This is a genomic window from Vreelandella venusta, assembly GCF_015689495.1.
GTDB lineage: Bacteria > Pseudomonadota > Gammaproteobacteria > Pseudomonadales > Halomonadaceae > Vreelandella > Vreelandella venusta.
Genome location: NZ_CP065135.1, coordinates 2,378,232 through 2,398,391, shown reverse-complemented (window position 1 = coordinate 2,398,391; position 20,160 = coordinate 2,378,232). Strand labels below are relative to the sequence as shown.

Here is a 20,160-nt window from a genome sequence, read left to right as displayed (position 1 = left end):
AAAAGCCCCGTGTTTAGGTAGCGGTTTCAACATGACAACAAAGCAATAAGCCTATGTAGACCAGCGAGCCCTGCTGTTATTTGCTCGCCGCTGATGAAACCTAGTTTTGAGCCTTGATAGGGCGGGCCGAAGCCCGCCCTTACTGGATTAGCGGGTACCCGCTTCCATCCAGGCTTCCATCATTTCATCGTAAGGAACGGTCGTTCCTTGCGGCATTTCATCATCAAGCTTTTGCTTAGGTGAGCCTTCTTGATCCAGCCAGTATTGCGGGTCGCGCTCTTCGTTAAGCGCCGGGGCGTAGCTATCGAAGACGTTTGCGCGAGCTAAGCGGTACATGGTGTTATCCATATCTGCTGCCAGCTTATCCAAGCCCTCTTGAGGGGTAACTTCGCCACTCATTACCAGCGCTAGGTTTTGCCACCATAGCGGAGCCATACGCGGATAATCGGGTACGTTGGTGCCGGTAGGCGTCCAGTTGGATTCGTTGGGGCTGCGGTAGAACTCGACCAAACCACCAAGCTTGGGCGCCATTTCGGTCATCTGCTCAGAGAAAATGTCAGATTCACGAATCGGCGTTAGGCCAGCCATTAGTTTTTCAAGAGAGGTCGTTTTGGCTACCGTAAACTGGGCAAATAGCCACGCGGCGGTTCGGCGGTCCTCTGGAGTGGAGTCAAAGAACGTCCATGCCCCTACGTCCTGATAGCCGACTTTCATACCTTCTTCCCAGTAAGGGCCGGTAGGGGAAGGTGCCATACGCCAAAGTGGATTACCTTCATCGTCGGTCACAGCCACCGCAGGGTCGGTCATGTCTGCTGTGAAGGCGGTGTACCAGAAAATTTGCTGAGCAATATGACCTTGAGCAGGCACAGGACCCGCTTCCCCAAAGGTCATGCCCTGTGCTTCAGGCGGTGCGAAGTCACGTAGCCAATCAACGGCTTTTTGCATGGCAAAGACAGACGCTGGCGAGTTGGTTGCACCGCCACGACTAACGCTGGCACCTACCGGCTGACTATCTTCGTTAACGCGAATGCCCCAGTCGTCGACCGGATTGCCTGATGGCACGCCCGGGCTACCCATACCGGCCATTGAGAGCCAGGAGTCATGGAAACGCCAGCCCAGCGACGGATCACGACGGCCGTAGTCCATGTGGCCATAAACGGTAGTACCGTCGATTTCACCAACATGCTTACTGAAGAACTCGGCGATATCTTCATAGGCAGTCCAGTTGGTGGGCACGCCTAGGTCATAGCCGTAAATCTCACGGAACTGCGCCTGCAGGTCTTCACGCTGGAACCAGTCATAGCGGAACCAGTAGAGGTTGGCGAACTGCTGGGTGGGGAGCTGATAGAGGCTGCCGTCTGGGCCGGTGCCGTACTGCAAGCCGATGAAATCGTCTAGGTCCAGCGTAGGAAGAGTGTAGTCAGCCCATTCGTTTTCCATCGCCTCGGTGAGGTTAATGGTGGTGCCGTAACGAATGTGCGTGCCAATAGAGTCGGTGTCATTTACAAAACCGTCGTAGATGCTATTACCTGATTGCATTTGGTTTTGCATCGTATCGACGACGTCGCCTTCACCGATAATATTGTGAGTAATATTGATTCCTGTTAGCTCACTGAACGCTTCTGCCAGCACTTCGCTTTCATACACGTGTGTGGTCAAGCCTTCGGCGACAGTTTGAATGTCCATGCCGCGGAAAGGCTCAGCTGCTTTTGCAAACCAAAGCAGTTCTTCGATTTGCTCTTCACGACTCAAGGTAGAGTTTTGGAAGTGCTCGTCGACCAAGCGCTCTGCGATTGCCCGCGCATCGTGGTCGTCGGCCATCAGTGTCCCCGATGCGAGCATGAGGCTGGCGGCGAGGGTGGTAAGTTTGAACTTGTTGTTGCGCATGTTGACCTCGTTTTGTTGTGCTCTTCCCTGATCTCTTGAGCGTCCTTGATACTGCCGTACTTAACGCCAGGGTTTTCCTGGAATTACTGTTGGCTAACCCCAGCGCATTAACACCAGCAGCCATACCGCTGAAAGTGCTAGTGCAATCCAAATTGAAAGTGACGTGAACCCAATGAAACCCAAGTGAATAAACGCGGCAGACAGCAAGCCGATAAACAGCCGATCACCACGGGTGGTACTAATGGGCAAAAATCCCTTTCTTTCAATGCTTGGCGAGCGCAGTTCCCAGACCGTCATGCCAGCGAGCATGGCCGCAATGGAAGAAAAGAAAATAGCCGTTGGTAAAGTCCATACCATCCAGGACATGAGGTTTCCTCCTACTCAGGTGCGGCCCAGGGCAAAGCCCTTGGCGATATGGTTGCGTACGAAGTAAACCACCAGAATGCCGGGAACAATGGTCAACATACCGGCGGCGGCGAGGGTGCCCCAGTCGATACCTGATGCTGTCGAGGTCCTGGTCATGATAATGCCGATTGGCTGTGCGTCTGTAGACGTCAGAGTGCGCGCCAGCAGCAGTTCAACCCAGGAAAACATGAACAGGAAGAACAGCACCACGCCAATGCCAGAACTGATCATGGGAATGAAGATTTTGATGAAAAACTTGGGAAAGCTGTAACCGTCGATATAGGCAGTTTCGTCAATTTCTTTAGGCACGCTGCTCATAAAGCCTTCCAGAATCCAGATGGCCAGCGGAATATTGAATAGGCAGTGAGCTAGCGCGACGGCGATGTGCGTATCGAATAAGCCGACCGAGTAATAAAGCTGGAAGTAGGGCAGCAAAAATACCGCGGGTGGCGCCATCAAGTTGGTTAGTAGCCAGAAGAACAAGTGCTTATCACCGATGAACTTGTAACGACTGAAGGCATAGGCGGCCGGAAGTGCCACTAACATGGTGATGATCATATTCATCACCACATACATGATGGAGTTGACGTACCCCATGTACCAGCTTGGGTTAGTGAAGATGCCGATGTAGTTATCAAAGGTCAGGTTCTGCGGCCACAGCGTCATCGACCCGAGAATTTCGCTGTTAGTCTGCAGCGACATATTGAGCAGCCAATAAAGGGGCAGTATCAGCAGCACGATATAGGTACCAAGCAGAAGCCGCTTTCTCAGCCGAGAGCGTGAGTGGCGCTTGCGCCGCTCAGCTGCTGGCACCTTACTGAAAATAGTGTTGTATTTTTCACCCTGCTGGGTGTTTTCAAGTTGATAAGACATCTCACGCGCCTCCCTGTGAATTCTTGTCTTTCTGCAGATGCATGATGGTGGTATAGAACACCCAGCTGACTAGCAGAATGACGAGGAAGTAAATGATCGAGAAGGCGGCAGAAGGCCCTAGATCCTGCTGGCCGATAGCCATGGTGGCAAGCGATTGGGTTAGGAAGGTGGTTGAGCTGCCAGGCCCACCTCCGGTTAACACAAAGGGCTCGGCGTAGATCATGAAGGAGTGCATGAAGCGCAGCAGTACGGCGATGACCAGAACGTTGGTTAGCTTCGGTAGCTGAATATAGCGAAACACTGCCCATTTAGAAGCACGGTCAATCCTTGCTGCTTGGTAGTAGGCTTCTGGAATAGAACGCAGCCCGCTATAGCAAAGCATTGCGACAAGCGGCGTCCAGTGCCAAACATCCATTAAAATAATGGTCGCCCAGGCGTCACCGGCATTACGGGTAATATTGTAATTAATACCTAGCTCGCGCAGCCCCCAGCCCATTAGCCCAATATCGCCACGGGTAAAGATCTGCCAGATACTGCCAACGACGTTCCAAGGAATGAGCAGGGGCAGGGTAATCAGAATTAGTACGGCGGACGCCTGCCAGCCCTGCTTTGGCATAATCAGCGCTATTCCTATCCCCAGCGGGATCTGGATAGCCAAAATAATCAATGAAAACAGTATTTGCCGACCAAATGCCGCTTGCAGCTCCGAGTCGTTGAGCATAGTGCGATACCACTCGGTACCGGTAAAGAAGCTGGCGTTGGGGCCTAGCACGTCCTGTACCGAGTAGTTGACCACTGTCATTAAGGGGATGATGGCGGAAAATGCCACGAGCACTAACATTGGTAGCACTAATAGCCAAGCGCGGTTGTTATAGACTTTATTATTCATGCGGTAACCTCCACCCGATATTCGTCCACAAACAGCCCTAACTGATCGTGGTCAAAGGTGAGATAAATATCGTCTCCGAATTCAGGATGACCTTCCGGCAAGCGTGCCTTAAACGCCTGACCACCCAACTCAAAGGTAACAATTGAATAGGTGCCTAGATCTTGCACCTGCCGTTTGCGAGCGGGCAGGGCACCTTCACGTTTGCTGGCATGCACGGTTACAAACTCGGGGCGAATGCCGATTTTTATATTCGAGCTGTTGGTATTGGCAATGGCGTCAACAAACGCCTGCGGTATGGGGAGCGGTATATCAGCAAAGATGATTTCCCCCGCATGGTGGCGTACATTCAGAATGTTCATACCGGGACTGCCAATGAAATAGCCAACAAAGGTGTGCGCGGGGGTTTCAAAGAGTTCTTGAGGAGTGCCGAACTGAACCACCTGACCTTCATACATCACAGCGATTTTGTCGGCAAACGTTGCCGCTTCCAACTGGTCATGGGTGACGTAAATCATGGTGATATTGAAGCGCTGGTGAATCTCCTTCAGCTTGCGGCGTAATTTCCACTTGAGCTGTGGATCGATAACCGTTAACGGCTCGTCAAACAGAATTGCCGAGACATCATCGCGCACCAAGCCGCGTCCCATTGAAACCTTCTGTTTCTCATCAGCGGTTAGCCCTTTGGCTTTACGTTTTAGCAGAGGGGTTAACTCTAGAATCTCCGCAACTTCCTCTACCTTTGGCGTGATGCGGTGGCCTGGAATGTTGATGTTACGCAATGGAAAGGCGAGGTTATCAAACACCGTCATGGTGTCGTAAATCACCGGGAACTGAAAAACCTGAGCGATGTTGCGCTCCTCAGGCGGTAGTTCGTTAACACGCTGGCCATCAAATAGCACGTCTCCTTCGGAAGGTTCGAGCAGCCCGGAAATAATGTTCAGCAGGGTGGATTTGCCACACCCCGATGGCCCCAGGAGGGCATAAGCGCCGCCTTGGTGCCAGATATGTTCCATCTGGCGAATTGCGTAATCTTCAGGTGATTTCGGGTTAGCGCTATAAGTATGCGCGAGAGCCTTTAATATGATCTCAGCCATGCTGATTCACTCCCCGTGTTTCCGGCGTATGAACAATAGAACCCTGCTGATCGAAGACAAACAGCTTGTGGGTAGGGAAGTAGATCTTTATGCGCTGATTGACTTTAGGGGTATGGATGCCAAGCAAATGGAGTACTAAAGGAAACAAGCTGTGTCGCACGTGGAGGAAGGTTTCCGAGCCGCTGATTTCAGCCACTTCAACTTCAACTTCAAGCTCTAAATCATCCGCTGCATTCGGCTGTAGGCTGACGTGAGAAGCACGGACTCCGAAGCGGTAAGCTCCCGCAGGTAGGTTGCTCAGCGCCGCATCGCAGGGGAAATGGATATCCTGGTCGAAGGTGATTTCATTAGCAGTAAGATGTCCCGGCACAATATTGATAGGCGGTTCTGAAAACATCTCAGCGCTCAGGATACCGTTAGGTTCGCGATAAATTTGCTCGGTTGGGCCATATTGCAGCAGCTTGCCTTCATGCAATACGGCAGTGTTGCCGCCTAACGCTAGCGCTTCGTTGGGCTCGGTGGTGGCATAAACGGCAATGCAGTTTCGCGCCTTAAATAGCCCGCGAAGTTCATCGCGTAGTGCTTCACGCAGTTTGTAGTCAAGATTGACCAACGGTTCATCAAACAGGATCAGGTCCGCATCCTTAACCAAAGCGCGGCCCATGGCGGTACGCTGCTGTTGCCCGCCTGAAAGCTCAAGCGGCAAGCGGTCCAGTAAGTGGTCAATCCCCAGCATGGCGGCAGTTTCGCGCACACGCTTGTCGATTTCCTGCTTGGATGCCTTAGCCAATTTCAGTGGCGACGCGATATTGTCGTAAACGTTAAGACTTGGGTAATTAATGAACTGCTGATAGACCATGGAGACATTGCGTTTGCGGACGGATACGCCCGTGACATCCTTGCCATCCATGTAGATTCGCCCCCGGGTAGGTTGCTCCAACCCCGCCATTAATCGCATGAGCGTTGTTTTACCTGCCAGGGTTCGCCCTAGCAGCACATTGAAGGAACCCGGCTCCAGCTCGAGGTTCACCCCACTGATGTGGGATTCACCACCGACAATGTGGTCGATATTTTGCAGATGTAAGGACATGCCGATCTCGCTAACGTCATTGTTATAGATTGATGTTATTGGTAGAGGTGTTGCGTTGATCGCTATTGATAAAAGTGAAGCAATACTCACTTATTCGAGATGTTAGCCTGGGCTGTTTGCACTTTATTGTCAGTCAACCATCAAGCGGATTTTTATTCACTTTATTTTCAATAACGAAAGGCTAGTTGATCATTTGCGAACTTGCAACGACTTTTGTAGCTGTTGGTATTCGCTTTTAGGCGTACATCTTTGCTGCTTCTGCGATTAAGAGTATCTAATGGCCGCTGTTTTTGTGAGAGATTGGCAGTAAAACGGGGCGTTCCGAGCAGCAAGGCAGCCGATGATTGAGATATATGAATGTTCGTTTGTTTCGTTTTTGAAAATGCGCAAAAAAACCGGCCTGGAGAGGCCGGTTACAGGGCTAGTTAAAGCGAGATAGAACTACTTAACGCTGGTTTCTTCTTGCTGCGGCGCGGCCACAGGCGCTGCATTGTGATTAATCAAGGTCGATTTATCATTGGCAAACGCGTCATAGGCGAAGTCATCAACCGTTAACATCTCGAGTACTTCCGCCTCGAAAGTGCGCATAAACTGCGCGTCGTCTTCTTGGATAATGCCTTTGTCCAGTGCGGCCTCAATGCGTGCTTCAGGGTGTAGTGCCGTTTGTGGCAGCTCACCTTTGGCATAGGCTTTGTTCACCGTGCGATAGAGCGTTTCGGCGCGGTCATAATCCACCAGCAGCGCGTTATAGCGCGCCAGCGGGTTAGACTCTGCGCCATCATCTTTATCCCAGGTATTGGAAAGTAGCTTGCTGCGCAGGGCACTATGTGTGGATACGCGCTGTGCGATATCGCGAGCCAAGTCGTCATGCGGTTTATTCCAGCGGCGGCCGGTTGGCATTACAACGACTTTCAATACTTTGCCTAGCGCGCGGTTCGGTAGGTTATCGAAAATTTCAACGAACGCCTGTTCGGTACGGTTTAGCAGGAACCTCAGGCTGTAGTGCAGCAGCGCTTCTTCACCCTCTACTTGGTCACCGGTGTGCCACTGTTTCAGTACCATGGAAGCTAGATACAGATTAGACAAAACATCACCCAAGCGTGCTGAGAGCATTTCGCGCTTCTTGAGTTCAGAGCCAAGGCTGGCCATGGCGGCGTCGGCACATAGGCCAAAGCCTGCTGAAATGCGTGCAATATCCTGAGCGTAGATAGCCGCAGGGCCACTAAAAGGTACATTTGCTTTGCCCAGGCCAAACCCAAGCGTAAAGGCACGAGCAGCATTGCCGAAAATCAACCCTGCGTGGCCAAAGAAGGCTTTGTCGAAAGCTTTAACGTCGTTGGCATCTTTAGCGGCTAGCTCGTCCAGTACATAGGGATGGCAGCGAATCGCACCTTGACCAAAGATCATCAGGTTGCGAGTCATAATGTTGGCGCCTTCCACGGTGATGGCCACCGGATTAGCACTGTAGCCAATGCCCAGGTAGTTGCGTGGACCAAGGGTAACGGCTTTACCACCGTGAACATCCATTGCGTCGCTAAGCAGCACACGCTGGAACTCGGTTAGTTGGCTCTTCAAGATGGCTGAAGGAACGGCGGGTTTTTCGCCATGGTCGATCAGGTTAGCGGTTTGGTAAACCGTAGCAGCAGAGATGTAAGCCAGCGAGGCCATGCGTGCTAACGGCTCCTGTACGCCTTCCATTTCAGCGACGGGTACGTTGAACTGACGACGTACGCGGGTAAAACCACCGCTCCAGCCTAGCGCGTAGCGGGCGGTACCGGTCGCACCAGAAGGCAAGGTAATGCAACGTCCAATCGAGAGGCACTCGACCAGCATGCGCCAGCCTTGGCCGATCATGTCTGGGCCACCAATAATGGTATCCAGCGGCACAAATACGTCGTTACCTTTAATCGGACCGTTCATAAACGGGCTGCCGATAGGATGGTGACGGCGACCGATATCCATGCCCTGAGTGTCCCGGGGAACGAGTGCAAGGGTGATACCGCGGTCTTCTTCGTCACCGAGCAATCTTTCTGGATCGAAAAGACGGAAGGCTAGGCCTACCACGGTGGCAATGGGAGCCAGGGTAATCCAGCGTTTTTCGAAGTTAAGGCGTAAACCAAGCACTTCTTCGCCATTGATAACTTGCTTACAGACAACGCCTGTATCCGGTAACGACGTGGCATCAGAGCCAGCACGCGGGCCGGTTAGGCCGAAGCAGGGGATTTCGCGACCATCAGCAAGACGGGGCAAGTAGTGGTCTTTCTGTTGTTGAGTGCCGTATTTAAGCAGCAGTTCGCCTGGGCCGAGTGAGTTTGGTACGCCAACGGTGACCATCAGCGTCTCATTGGCGGAGAGCTTCTGCAGTACCATGGACTGGGCTTTAGCTGAGAATCCGAGGCCGCCGTACTCCTTCGGAATAATCATGCCGAAGAAGCCTTCTTTCTTTAGATAATCCCAAAGCTGTTGGGGTAGGTCAGCGCGTTCTTGGGCGATATCCCAGGCGTTACACATGCCTGCTGCTTTTGCACACTGATTATCCAAAAATGCTTGTTCTGCCTCGCTCAGCCCGTCGTCTTTATAGTTAAGTAATGACTCCCATTGAGGTTTGCCAGAGAAGAGCTCGCCATCCCAGGAGACGCTGCCCGCTTCTAATGCCGTGCGCTCGGTATCGGACACTTTCGGCGCTACCTTTTTGAAGGTGGCGAAAATGCGCGGCGTCAGCCACTTGCTGCGTAATACGGGTAGACCAGCAATGGCAACGGCGGCAGCCGCAATCAATAGCAGCGTGCCAATAACGCTTGCGCCAAGCACTAAGCCTACTAAGCCCAGTACGCCAAGCAGGGCGAGTGCTGGCGTAGCACCTGCTTCGCGGCGCATCACCACTAGCAAGCCTGCAACGGCAAGCACAATGAGTAGTAAGGTGAGCATGGATGTTTCTCCGTGGGTGGTTAATTGTGGACGTATTTAAACGTATGTTTGAATATTGTCAGAGTCACCTATATCAGTGCAAGCATTTCACTCTTATACATTCGCTATAGTCTCTTTACTGTAGCGTAAATAGGCCATAAAAAAACGCCATGGCGAATAGCCATGGCGTTTAGCGTGTTGCATACAGTGTCAGTGCGTTACGAAGCCTGTTTAGCGGGTGTGTCGTGAGCGACGTAATAATCCACCTTGGCAGGTGACAAAGGTTCACGTCCACGGATGCGATCAGCAATTTTCTCCGCCAGCATAATAGTCGGCGCGTTTAGGTTGCCGGTAGGGATCACCGGGAACAGCGAGGCGTCGACGACTCGTAGGCCTTCGAGCCCATGTACGCGGCCTTGGCTATCGGTCACTGCCATCTCACCTTCGCCCATGCGGCAACTGCCACACGGGTGGTAAGCCGTTTCAGCGTGTTGCTTGACGAAGTTATCGAGTTCTTCATCACTTTGTACGCTAGGGCCAGGGGAAATTTCACGGCCACGGTACTTATCAAACGCTGGTTGCGCGATGATGTCGCGGGTTAAGCGAATCGCATCGCGGAACTCTTGCCAATCTTTCTCTTTGGCCATGTAGTTAAACAAGATGCTAGGTGCCGCGTGTGGGTCTTTCGAGGTTAAGCGAATTCGTCCGCGGCTTTCCGAACGCATCGAGCCAACGTGGGCCTGGAAGCCATGTGCTTGGACGGCGCTTTTACCGTTATAACTGATCGCGATGGGCAGGAAGTGGTACTGCAGGTTTGGCCACTCTTCCGCATCATTGCTACGAATAAAACCGCAGGATTCAAACTGGTTGCTGGCGCCGACGCCAGTGCCTTTAAATAACCACTCGGCACCAATTTTCGGCTGGTTGTACCATTTCAGCGCCGGATACAGCGAAATAGGCTCTTTGCATTCGTACTGAATGTACATCTCAAGGTGGTCCTGGAGATTCTCGCCTACGCCGGGTAGCTCATGGACGACTGAAATGCCTAACTCCCGAAGCCATTCGGGGTTGCCTACGCCAGAGCGCTGAAGAATCTGTGGTGAGGCAATGGCTCCGCCACACAACAGTACTTCCCGGCGAGCGCGGGCCTCGTGTGGCTGACCTTTCTGCTCGTAACGCACGCCAACGGCACGTTTGCCGTCAAATTCAATCACATCGGTGACTGCGTAGGTTTCAATGGTCAGGTTGCTGCGCTGCTTGGCAGTGTCCAGGTAGCCGCGTGCAGTCGACGCACGGCGCCCCTTGGGTGTGACGAAGCGGTCCATGGGGCCAAAGCCCTCTTGCTGGTAGCCGTTAACATCCTCGGTTTCAGGGTAGCCCGCTTGCTTCCCCGCTTCGATAAATGTGCGGTAAAGCGGGTTATTGCCAGCTTTCGGCGTGGTCACGCTAACCGGGCCGTCGCCGCCGTGGTAATCATTAGGGCCAATATCGCGGGTTTCGCATTTTTTGAAATAGGGCAGGCAACTGAGGTAATCCCACTCTTCCAAGCCGGGTTGCTTGGCCCAGTTATCGTAATCCAGAGCGTTGCCGCGGATATAGCACATGCCGTTGATCAGTGAAGAGCCGCCCAGGCCTTTGCCCCGGCCGCACTCCATACGGCGGCCATCCATATAGGGTTCGGGGTCAGTTTCAAATGCCCAGTTATAGCGTTTGCCTTGTAGCGGGTAGGCCAGCGCGGCGGGCATTTGGGTGCGAAAATCGAAACGATAATCAGGGCCGCCTGCTTCAAGCAGCAAAACGCTGACGTCACTGTCTTCGGTGAGGCGGGTAGCCAGTACATTGCCGGCCGAGCCTGCACCGATAATGATGTAATCAAATTCGCGTGGTTGAGACATGCTTTTACCTTGGAAGAGCCGAATGATGGGGAATTAGCCGGTAGGTATAAAAGGGATGTTTCTCTTCGATATACCTACCGGGAACATCCATTACTTCGCCTAAAACACCGACTCAAATGGCCCCATCTCGATCTGTATCGACTTGGTCTGGGTGTAGTGATTGAGCGTCTCGACACCGTTCTCGCGGCCGATGCCTGACTCTTTGTAGCCACCTACCGGCATTTCAGAAGGTGACTCGCCCCAGGTGTTGATCCAGCAAATGCCAGCTTCCAGCTGATGAATAACCCGGTGAGCACGGCTTAAGCTTTCACTGAACACACCCGCCGCCAGGCCGTACTTGGTGTCATTGGCGCGACGAATAACATCGTCTTCGTCTTCAAAGGCGAGTACGGACATCACTGGGCCAAAAATCTCTTCTCTTACGATGCGCATATCGTCAGTGCAATCGGTGAAGATGGTGGGGGCTGCCCAGGCACCTTTCGCCCAATCGCCGCTATTCCACGCATCGCCACCTGCCAATACTCGCGCGCCTTGCTCTTTACCCAAGGCAATATAGGAAAGCACTTTTTGCTGATGTTCAAAACTTACTAGCGGGCCGAAGTTAACGCTTGGGTCCATCGGGTTACCCGCTTTGATACGCTGAACGCGCTCAACCAGCTTCGCCTCAAAGGCATCTTTGACGCTGCGCTCCACGAACACGCGAGTGCCGTTGGTGCAAATCTGGCCGCTGGAGTAGAAGTTGGCCATCATAGCGGCATCGGCGGCACGATCTAAATCAGCATCGGCAAACACGATCAGCGGAGATTTACCGCCTAGTTCCATGGTGACATCTTTCAGCGTAGAGCCACCCGCAGCGGCCATTACTTTTTTGCCCGTGCCGACTTCGCCAGTAAACGATACCTTGGCGATACCTGGGTGCTCAGTCAGCATCGCGCCAACGCGGCCATCGCCTTGAACGACATTGAATACACCGTTAGGTAGGCCTGCTTCAGTGAAGATTTCAGCCAGCTTGATAGCGGTTAGCGGTGTTACTTCACTAGGTTTGAAGACAATAGCGTTACCCGCTGCCAACGCAGGTGCGGCTTTCCAGCAGGCGATTTGAATGGGGTAGTTCCAGGCGCCAATGGCACCAATGACACCGAGTGGCTCGCGACGGGTATACACAAAGGAGCTGTCGCGCAGCGGAATCTGGCTGCCTTCGATAGCGGGGGCAAGGCCTGCGTAATACTCCAAGGCATCGGCACCCGTCACAATATCGACACTGGCGGTTTCGCTAATAGGCTTGCCGGTATTGTGAGTTTCCAGCTCGGCAAGCTCATCGTTGCGTTCTCTTAACAGTGCAACAGCGCGCAGCAGAACGCGTGAGCGTTCCATGCCCGTCATCGAAGCCCATTGACGCTGTCCGCGTTGGGCGGCTTCGACAGCGCTATCAACATCAGCTTGGCTTGCCTGGCCAATCGTAGCAAGCAGGCTGCCATCGTAGGGGTTTGAAACGGTAAATGTCTCGCCTGAAGTGGCGTCTACCGGGCGACCATCAATATAAAGTGGCTGAATGTCTTGAGCGGCCATGTTGGTCTCCTTACTGTGTCTCTGCAGTGGATGCACGGTTCTGACACCCATGATGAATAAGCAGTTGGTCGAGATAGGTGTGCGCAAGATGTCGCGCTTCAGCGGCGTCGAGCCCTTCTGGTGTCAGTGCGCCACGCAGCCATAGACCATCAATCATCGCGGCCAAACCGCGGGCGGCATTGCGGGCGTCTGCGCGGGGCATGACGCGCTGGAATTGATGACATAAATTGGCGTAAAGGCGGCGATCGTTGACATTTTGCAGCCGCTGAAGCACGGGCTTGTGCATGCTGCTAGCCCAAAAGGCGAGCCATGTTTTAGCGGCGGGGCCGGTAACCTGGGTGCGATCAAAGTTACCTTCGATGATGGCGCCAATGTGCGCCCGGGGGGAGTCGTCTTCTAACGCACGGCGGCGTGCTGCAACGGCCTCACTAAGATCGGTCAAGATCTGCCGCATTGTTGCTTCCAGCAGGCCATCCTTGCCGCCAAAGTAGTGACTAATAATGCCCGCCGAAACGCCAGCATGACGGGCGATTCGCATGACGGTTGCTTCTGCTAAACCAACTTCATCAATGGCCGCCATGGTAGCCTTAATTAACTGCTGGCGGCGTATCGGTTCCATTCCCACCTTAGGCACAGCTATCTCCTACTGACGTTGAATGCCCATTGGCTCCTGTCCTTGAAAACTAGGAGTAGGCATGATTACCTGATCATGATGGCATTTTTTTATTGAACGTTCAATCAATAAAAGTCTGCGCTGTTTTCTCACTTTTACAGCTGCTCTTTACGAATGTTGCATACAGGGCGTACTCATACAAAACCGATAATGGAGAAGATCAATATGAACCGGACATATATACGAAGCCTAAGTACATTGCTGCTGACTGCCTGCTTACCGGCAGCTGCCTATTCCAATGAGTGCAGTAGTGTTCGCTTTGCTGAAGTGGGCTGGACTGACATCACGGCAACGACAGCACTGGCCAGTGAGGTATTGGAAGCGCTTGGTTACGAAACGCGCGTCGATACTGTCTCGGTACCGATTGCTTATGCGGGCATGAGTAATAATGATTTTGACGTTTTCTTAGGCAACTGGATGCCGTCGATGGCCTCCATCAGCGATCCTTATGTGGAGCGCGGCGAAGTTGAGCGCTTAGTGGTCAACCTTGAGGGAGCCAAGTACACCCTGGCAGTGCCCCAGTATGTCTATGATGCGGGCGTGACCTCTGTTAATGATTTGGCAGAGCATGCTGATCAGTTTGAGCAGCGTTTACACGGCATTGAAGCTGGTAATGATGGTAACGAGCTGATTGAGCAAATGATTGATGATAACGCCTATGGGCTAGGTGATTGGCAAGTCGTCGATTCGAGCGAGGCGGGGATGCTGGCTGAACTGCGCGCGAGGGTGCCCAATGAGAAATGGATGGTGTTTTTAGGCTGGGAACCGCATCCAATGAATACTAATTTTGATATGGCGTATTTATCTGATGCTGGCGACTATTTTGGTCCCAACCTGGGGGGCGCAACCGTGCATACCAATACTCGGGCAGGGTTTGTGGAAGCATGTCCTAATATCGGTGAATTGCTAAAGAATATGACGTTCACCCTGGAAATGGAAAACCAATTGATGAGCGCCATTATGGACGATGGGGTAGACCCTCGAGAGGCAGCGCGTAGTTACCTCAATGAAAACGATGATGTGCTAGCAGCATGGCTAGAAGGGGTGACTACTCGAGCAGGTGAAGAAGCACTGCCAGCAGTCCAAGCAGCCTTATAAGCACACTAGATAAGTAATAGGGCAATTGAATGATGGGCAAGTCGTTTTTGGCTTGCCTTTCATAGTTAAGATAGGCATAATCTGCACCCGTTGATGAGGGAAAGGCTACGTAGCTCAGCTGGTTAGAGCACATCACTCATAATGATGGGGTCCCCTGTTCAAATCAGGGCGTAGCCACCACATCAGCATTAGTACACTTACCTAAAGACATCAAAGTGTACCGTTATGGTGGCCCCTTAGGTCCTCCCGCAACGCTAAACTGCAAACCCCGCCAGGCCCGGAAGGGAGCAACGGTAGTGGTGGCTGCGTGTGCCGGGATGTGGCTTTTGGGGCCGCCTCCATTTCTAGTGTTTCTCCTCCAAAATGGCATAAATTGTTCTAGCTTTGACATTTATAGCTTTCCCTAGTGGCATAGCCTACTTGAGTTAAGTGCGTCTTTGTCCTTCTGCATTTTCAGACTTCCAGTCTTCAGCATATGTGCAAAGTAATCGATGCTGTTTGTGGTGCCACTAGGTTTGGCAACACTGCCTGGGAAGGGGATCTCACCAAAGCACTGTCAGCGCAAGACATTATCGATCAGAGTGGGGCTAGACTTGCGCCCTAGAGCAGCCTGTGAGTTCAAAGCCACTAAAAACTCTCGCCATCCACTGCTGATGTCACCGGATCTGCGCGTTAATTTGAGCAACACTTCACGCTCTCGTCTCGGTTCTCAATCAATAGAGGGTGGTGATGCCACCAAGTTGGCGACGAGTGAAGGCTGGCGTTACCTAGTAATGCTCATGATCTTTAACTCTCCTCTAGTGCCCAAAGGCGTCACGTATTTGAGTGCATCGAGTTCGACTGCAGCAAGCAGTGCCGTGTCTTGCAGTCTTGGGATCTTGAGTGACCGTTTAAACCTGTAGATATCACTCATGGCACTGACTGACGTTTCTTTGTATATAAAAAAATGACTACGTATTCATATCTAATACTAAAGTATATTTTATTTATAATCAGATAGATGAGTAAAGATTGTGAGTTGTAACTTGTGGTCAAAATTGCATACGTATGCAATTTGTTCTAAAACTAATTCTGGGCTTTAGCTTCAGCACAAAAACTCAGTTGTGAAGCCCGTATTAATTAAGTAGAGGCTACAACGACAAAATACTCAGCTTTATTGCTGGATCATGATTAGGAGTGCTTCATGAAACCTTTTTTGCCACTCGCATCTTTAGCCGCCGCCATCGCTTTGGCCAACTCTCCCCATGCTTTTGCAGAAACTGAGCGTGTTATCAATGTGAGCTTACCGCTCGGTCCTGATTCACAGCAGGGAATTGGGGTTCTTAAGTTTGGAGAAGAGCTTGAGCGCCTCTCAGATGGCAGGCTAACCATTGAACCCCACTACGACAATGCATTGGGTGCCGAACGTGAAGTCGTTGAAGGCATGGGCTTTGGGATCATCGATGCTGGCATTTCCTCTACTGGTCCGATGGGGGGCTTCGTCGATGAATTCATGCTCTTTGACTTACCCTACGTTTTCGAAAACCACGAGCATGCCTATGCCTTTCTAGACAGCGAACATGGCGAGGAACTCGCCCGGTTGGCCGAGGAAGACATGAACGTGAAGTTCCTGGCGTGGATGGAAAACGGTTTCCGTCACAATACTAATTCGGTGCGTCCGATCGAGAAACCGAGCGATCTTGAAGGTATTAACCACCGCACACAGGAAAGCCGCGTCCAGGTAGATACTTGGGAAGCGCTTGGCGCGAACGCGACGCCGATGGCCTGGACCGAGGTTTACACAGCCCTTCAGCAGGGTGTTATGGACAGTCAGGAAAACCCCCTGGCTACCATCTATGACGTTAATTTCTATGAAGTTCAGGACTACCTGAACATGACACAACACGTCTATTCGCCAGCGCCACTGATGATGGGACTGGATCTGTTCAATTCCTTTAGCGAAGAAGATCAGGCGATCATCATGGAAGCGGCCCAGATTGCTCTGCCGGTACAGCGTGAGGCCAGCCAGGAGCTAGAGCAACGTTACCTCGGGCAGCTTGAAGAGTTGGGTATGACCGTGACCCATCCTGACCTTGCCCCGTTCCGCGAAGCGGTCAAACCTGTCCTTGAAGAGTGGTCTCCCACTGTCGGTGAGGATCTGGTCGACGCTGCCGTCAATTACGATTACTGAGCCCAAAACGTCCGTAGGCAGAATAGCACCTGCGGGCGCTTTTCCGATGCGTGAGGCAGCCATGAAGTCTTATTTACTACTGGCCCACAAAGCCATAGATGAGTTTAATCGCCTGATCGGCTGGATATTGGCCGGGTTGTTGTTAGTGATGACGGTGCTTATCTTTTGGCAGGTTTTTGCCCGTTTTGTCGTGGGCAGTCCTCTGTTCTTCTCAGATGAAATAGCCCGTTTTTCCATGCTCTGGTTGACTTTCCTCGGAGCTGGGTATGCCTATCGTAAGGGCACACTAATCTCCGTGGATATCTTATTGGAACACGCCGGAAAAAAACTGGCGCGCCTACTGCGAATTGCGATCATCCTGTGTTCCGCTCTCTTCGCCTTTATCTTGATTAAACACGGTTACGATCTTACAGATCGGGTTGCCAGCCAGACTGCTCCCAGTACTCGAGTTTCTATGATGTGGCCTTATATGGCCATTCCCGCAGGGGGCGTGGTTATCATGATCAATAGCCTAGGGCTGTTGCTTGATGAGGCACTCAATGTTCACTATCAGCCTAAACAGGGGGTGAACTGATCATGGCAATGCTATTGTTCCTCCTGCTGATTTCGCTGTTCATCATCGGCGTACCCATTGCTCTCTCTCTCGGATTAGCCTCTGCCATAACTATTTGGCATGGGGATTTATCACCCATGCTGATAGTGCCTCAACAGCTCATCGCTTCGGTGAACTCCTTCCCATTGATGGCGATACCTTTCTTCATCCTCGCGGGTTCCTTGATGCAGAGCGGTGGTATCTCCCGACGCCTAGTCGACTTCTCCAACACTCTTGTCGGCAGCATGACAGGCGGCTTGGCCATGGTGGCCATCGTCACTTCACTGTTCTTCGCAGCCATCTCAGGATCTGGCGCAGCCACAACCGCTGCTATCGGTTCCATCCTGATACCGGCCATGCTGGCGAAGGGCTACCCAGGAGGATATACCGCCGCCAACCAAGCTGCCTCTGGAGCCCTTGGTGTCATTATTCCACCCAGCATCCCGCTGATTCTCTACGGAATTGCAGCAAATGTTTCCGTAGGGGACATGTTTATAGCAGGCATTCTGCCCGGCATCCTAGTGACGCTAACTTTGCTGGTCTTTGCTTACTTCTTCGCCAAGGCAAATGGTTTGGCTGGCAGTATTGAAAAGAGTTCTTGGGTGGATGTCCTGAGGGCGGGGCGTAAGGCAATCCTGGCAATTCTCATGCCGCTTATCATCTTGGGCGGTATCTATAGTGGCATATTCACACCGACTGAAGCCGCAGTCATCGCAGTGGCTTACTCTTTTCTGATTGGGTTTGTCATCTATAAAGAAATCAAACTGAACTGCTTAGTTGATATCCTCAAACAATCTGCTGTTACCAGCGCTATTGTGCTAAGCATCATCGGCGCTGCAGGGCTTTATGGCCGTATGCTTCAACGGCTAAGGGTGCCTGAAATGGTATCCCAATTCGCAATATCAGCCATCGATAGTCCACTACTATTCATTATTCTGGCCAATCTTCTGCTGTTGTTCGCAGGAATGTTTATTGAGGCAGCAGCGGCGATTTTGATCTTCGTGCCGATTCTGTTGCCCATTGCGATTAGCTTCGGATTCGATCCTGTCCACTTCGGGATCATAATGGTTGTCAATCTGGCCATGGGAATGTTCACACCGCCGGTCGGCCTCAACCTCTTCGTAGCATCACAAATAGCTAATATCAGTGTTGTTCGACTCACTTGGTCCGTACTGCCCTTCGTAGGAATCGTACTCATCAATCTTCTAATTATCAGCCTACTGCCTTTTCTGTCTACTTGGCTGCCTTCGCTGTAAACCCCTCCAAGGAGAGAAACTTTATGACCGTTGTAGCAAGTTTAACGCCACGCCATGGCCTTAGAGTAATGATTACAGCTGGTGCCAATGGTATCGGTTTAGCAATCGCTAAGGCCTTCCTGGAGGCGGGGGCACAGGTGCACGTCTGTGATATAGACACCCATGCCTTGGCTTCGTTGCCGGAGGGCATTTCACACACTGTGGCTGATGTCAGCAAAGAAGAAGACGTTAACCGTCTGTTCGAAGATGTCGCGTCTCTGGGGGGGCTTGACGTCGTCGTTAATAATGCAGGCATCGCCGGGCCAACTGCGGGGATCGATGAAATCGGTAATGACGACTGGACCCGTACTATCGACATTAATCTCAATGGTCAGTACCGAGTTGCGCACCGCGCGGCACCGTTACTGAAGGAAAGCCAGGGGCTGCTAATCAATCTGGCTTCGGTCGCAGGGCGCCTTGGGTTTGCCTATCGAACGCCCTATGCCGCCAGCAAATGGGCTGTCGTCGGATTGACTAAGAGCTTGGCAATCGAACTTGGCCCAGAAGGTGTAAGAGTCAACGCGATTCTACCAGGTATCGTGCGTGGACCCCGTATCGAAAAAGTCATTGACGAGCGTGCGGCCAAGCGTGGGCTTAGTTATGCCGAAATGGAGCAGGAAAATCTTTCTAAGATATCCATGCGACGCATGGTCGAACCCTCCGACATTGCGGCTATGGCTCTTTTCCTGTCGGCACCTGGCGGTACCAATATTTCAGGCCAGGCGTTGAGTGTCTGCGCCAACGTTGAGTCTTTGTGACTGATATAGGAACTGCCTCATGACAGCACATATAGGAATTATCGGCGCAGGCTTAATTGGCCGGGCCTGGGCCATTGTCTTTGCACGAAGCGGAATGTCTGTATGTATCTATGATATTGATGCTAGCGCTCTCGGCCGAGTCCGAGACGACATTCGTCAATCTCTTCAAGATTTGCGTCAGGCTGGCCTAATTGCAGATATTGAGGCTCCGCTATCTCTCATCCGGACAGAAAACGATCTGGCTCATGCTATGAGTGGGGTTGAGTACGTTCAGGAATGTGGTCCAGAAGGCATTGATGCCAAGCGACGCATCTATTCAGAGCTTGAGTCAGTGGTAGCCATAGATACCGTGTTAGCTAGTTCTACCTCCGGTATCGCCGCATCTCGGTTTACCAACCAGTTGAAACACCCTGAGCGTTGCTTAGTAGCACATCCTGTTAATCCGCCTTACTTGATTCCGCTAGTAGAAGTCGCCCCATCTCCTGATACGTCAGAAGCTGCAGTAAGCCGCACTATGCAACTAATGAAGCAGGCTCAGCAAACCCCGATTCTGGTTCGGAAGGAAGTTCAAGGCTTTATTCTCAATCGTTTGCAAGGCGCCTTGTTAAACGAAGCGCTACGGCTGTTTCGAGATGGTTATGTTTCCGCTGAGGATCTGGATAAGACCGTCAAACACGGTCTTGGCCTGCGGTGGTCGTTTATGGGGCCGTTCGAGACTATTGACCTCAATGCGCCTAATGGCGTCGTCGATTACGGCCAGCGTTATGGGCCACTTTACCGCGAGGTCGACTGTCAGCGCAGTGATGATAACCCTTGGGATGCCGTAACACTGGCTGCCTTGGACCTGGAACGTCGGACACAGCTATCTCCCGAAGATCTAGCAGAGCGACAGGCTTGGCGGGACCGACGTCTAATGGCGTTGATGGTTCATCAACGTCATATCGAAACCCAATAACTGTGATCTA

General features: G+C 52.1%; 16 protein-coding genes, 1 tRNA gene and 1 other RNA gene. 8 read left to right on the top strand and 10 right to left on the bottom strand.

What is annotated here, in order from left to right; translation table 11 throughout:
- Positions 1-147 precede the first annotated feature (147 nt).
- The 10 genes from IR195_RS11580 to betI form a co-directional block, all read right to left on the bottom strand.
- Complete coding sequence (locus IR195_RS11580; protein WP_206047606.1) at positions 148-1,887, bottom strand: ABC transporter substrate-binding protein; 1,740 nt, start codon at positions 1,885-1,887, stop codon at positions 148-150.
- Positions 1,888-1,980: 93 nt separating this feature from the next.
- The gene (locus IR195_RS11575; RefSeq protein ID WP_206047605.1) at positions 1,981-2,253 is read right to left on the bottom strand and encodes a DUF2160 domain-containing protein; all 273 of its coding nucleotides are present in this window, start codon (positions 2,251-2,253) and stop codon (positions 1,981-1,983) included.
- A 15-nt stretch (positions 2,254-2,268) separates the two neighbouring features.
- Entirely contained in the window at positions 2,269-3,165 is an 897-nt protein-coding gene (locus tag IR195_RS11570) for a carbohydrate ABC transporter permease (RefSeq protein WP_206047604.1), read from the bottom strand.
- A gap of 1 nt (position 3,166) precedes the next feature.
- Complete coding sequence (locus IR195_RS11565) at positions 3,167-4,054, bottom strand: carbohydrate ABC transporter permease (protein ID WP_206047603.1); 888 nt, start codon at positions 4,052-4,054, stop codon at positions 3,167-3,169.
- Positions 4,051-5,148 carry an ABC transporter ATP-binding protein gene (locus tag IR195_RS11560; RefSeq protein ID WP_206047602.1) on the bottom strand — a complete coding sequence of 366 codons (1,098 nt, stop codon included), beginning with the start codon at positions 5,146-5,148 and terminating at the stop codon, positions 4,051-4,053. Before IR195_RS11560 ends, IR195_RS11565 begins: the two co-directional genes overlap by 4 nt.
- Entirely contained in the window at positions 5,141-6,238 is a 1,098-nt protein-coding gene (locus IR195_RS11555) for an ABC transporter ATP-binding protein (RefSeq protein ID WP_206047601.1), read from the bottom strand. Before IR195_RS11555 ends, IR195_RS11560 begins: the two co-directional genes overlap by 8 nt.
- A gap of 441 nt (positions 6,239-6,679) precedes the next feature.
- On the bottom strand, positions 6,680-9,166 hold the full coding sequence (locus tag IR195_RS11550) for an acyl-CoA dehydrogenase (RefSeq protein WP_206047600.1): 2,487 nt from the start codon (positions 9,164-9,166) through the stop codon (positions 6,680-6,682).
- 197 nt (positions 9,167-9,363) lie between these two features.
- Entirely contained in the window at positions 9,364-11,040 is a 1,677-nt protein-coding gene (gene betA, locus IR195_RS11545; RefSeq protein ID WP_206047599.1) for a choline dehydrogenase, read from the bottom strand.
- 99 nt (positions 11,041-11,139) lie between these two features.
- On the bottom strand, positions 11,140-12,609 hold the full coding sequence (betB, locus tag IR195_RS11540) for a betaine-aldehyde dehydrogenase (protein ID WP_206047598.1): 1,470 nt from the start codon (positions 12,607-12,609) through the stop codon (positions 11,140-11,142).
- 10 nt (positions 12,610-12,619) lie between these two features.
- On the bottom strand, positions 12,620-13,243 hold the full coding sequence (gene betI, locus IR195_RS11535; RefSeq protein ID WP_186808824.1) for a transcriptional regulator BetI: 624 nt from the start codon (positions 13,241-13,243) through the stop codon (positions 12,620-12,622).
- Positions 13,244-13,447: 204 nt separating this feature from the next.
- Between betI and IR195_RS11530 the strand changes: the two genes are divergently transcribed.
- The 8 genes from IR195_RS11530 (at position 13,448) to IR195_RS11495 (ending at position 20,150) form a co-directional block, all read left to right on the top strand.
- The gene (locus tag IR195_RS11530; RefSeq protein ID WP_206047597.1) at positions 13,448-14,380 is read left to right on the top strand and encodes a choline ABC transporter substrate-binding protein; all 933 of its coding nucleotides are present in this window, start codon (positions 13,448-13,450) and stop codon (positions 14,378-14,380) included.
- A 103-nt stretch (positions 14,381-14,483) separates the two neighbouring features.
- Positions 14,484-14,560: transfer RNA gene (locus tag IR195_RS11525), tRNA-Met, on the top strand.
- A 55-nt stretch (positions 14,561-14,615) separates the two neighbouring features.
- Positions 14,616-14,712, top strand: an RNA gene (gene ffs / locus IR195_RS11520) — signal recognition particle sRNA small type.
- Positions 14,713-15,575: 863 nt separating this feature from the next.
- The gene (locus IR195_RS11515) at positions 15,576-16,550 is read left to right on the top strand and encodes a TRAP transporter substrate-binding protein (protein WP_241006709.1); all 975 of its coding nucleotides are present in this window, start codon (positions 15,576-15,578) and stop codon (positions 16,548-16,550) included.
- Between the two features lie 61 nt (positions 16,551-16,611).
- Positions 16,612-17,124, top strand: coding sequence for a TRAP transporter small permease (locus IR195_RS11510; protein ID WP_206047595.1), 513 nt, complete (start codon positions 16,612-16,614; stop codon positions 17,122-17,124).
- A gap of 2 nt (positions 17,125-17,126) precedes the next feature.
- Positions 17,127-18,398, top strand: coding sequence for a TRAP transporter large permease (locus IR195_RS11505; RefSeq protein WP_206047594.1), 1,272 nt, complete (start codon positions 17,127-17,129; stop codon positions 18,396-18,398).
- 23 nt (positions 18,399-18,421) lie between these two features.
- Positions 18,422-19,195, top strand: a complete 774-nt coding sequence (locus tag IR195_RS11500) for an SDR family oxidoreductase (protein WP_206047593.1) — start codon at positions 18,422-18,424, stop codon at positions 19,193-19,195.
- Positions 19,196-19,214: 19 nt separating this feature from the next.
- On the top strand, positions 19,215-20,150 hold the full coding sequence (locus tag IR195_RS11495) for a 3-hydroxyacyl-CoA dehydrogenase (protein ID WP_206047592.1): 936 nt from the start codon (positions 19,215-19,217) through the stop codon (positions 20,148-20,150).
- The last annotated feature ends 10 nt before the right edge of the window (positions 20,151-20,160 follow it).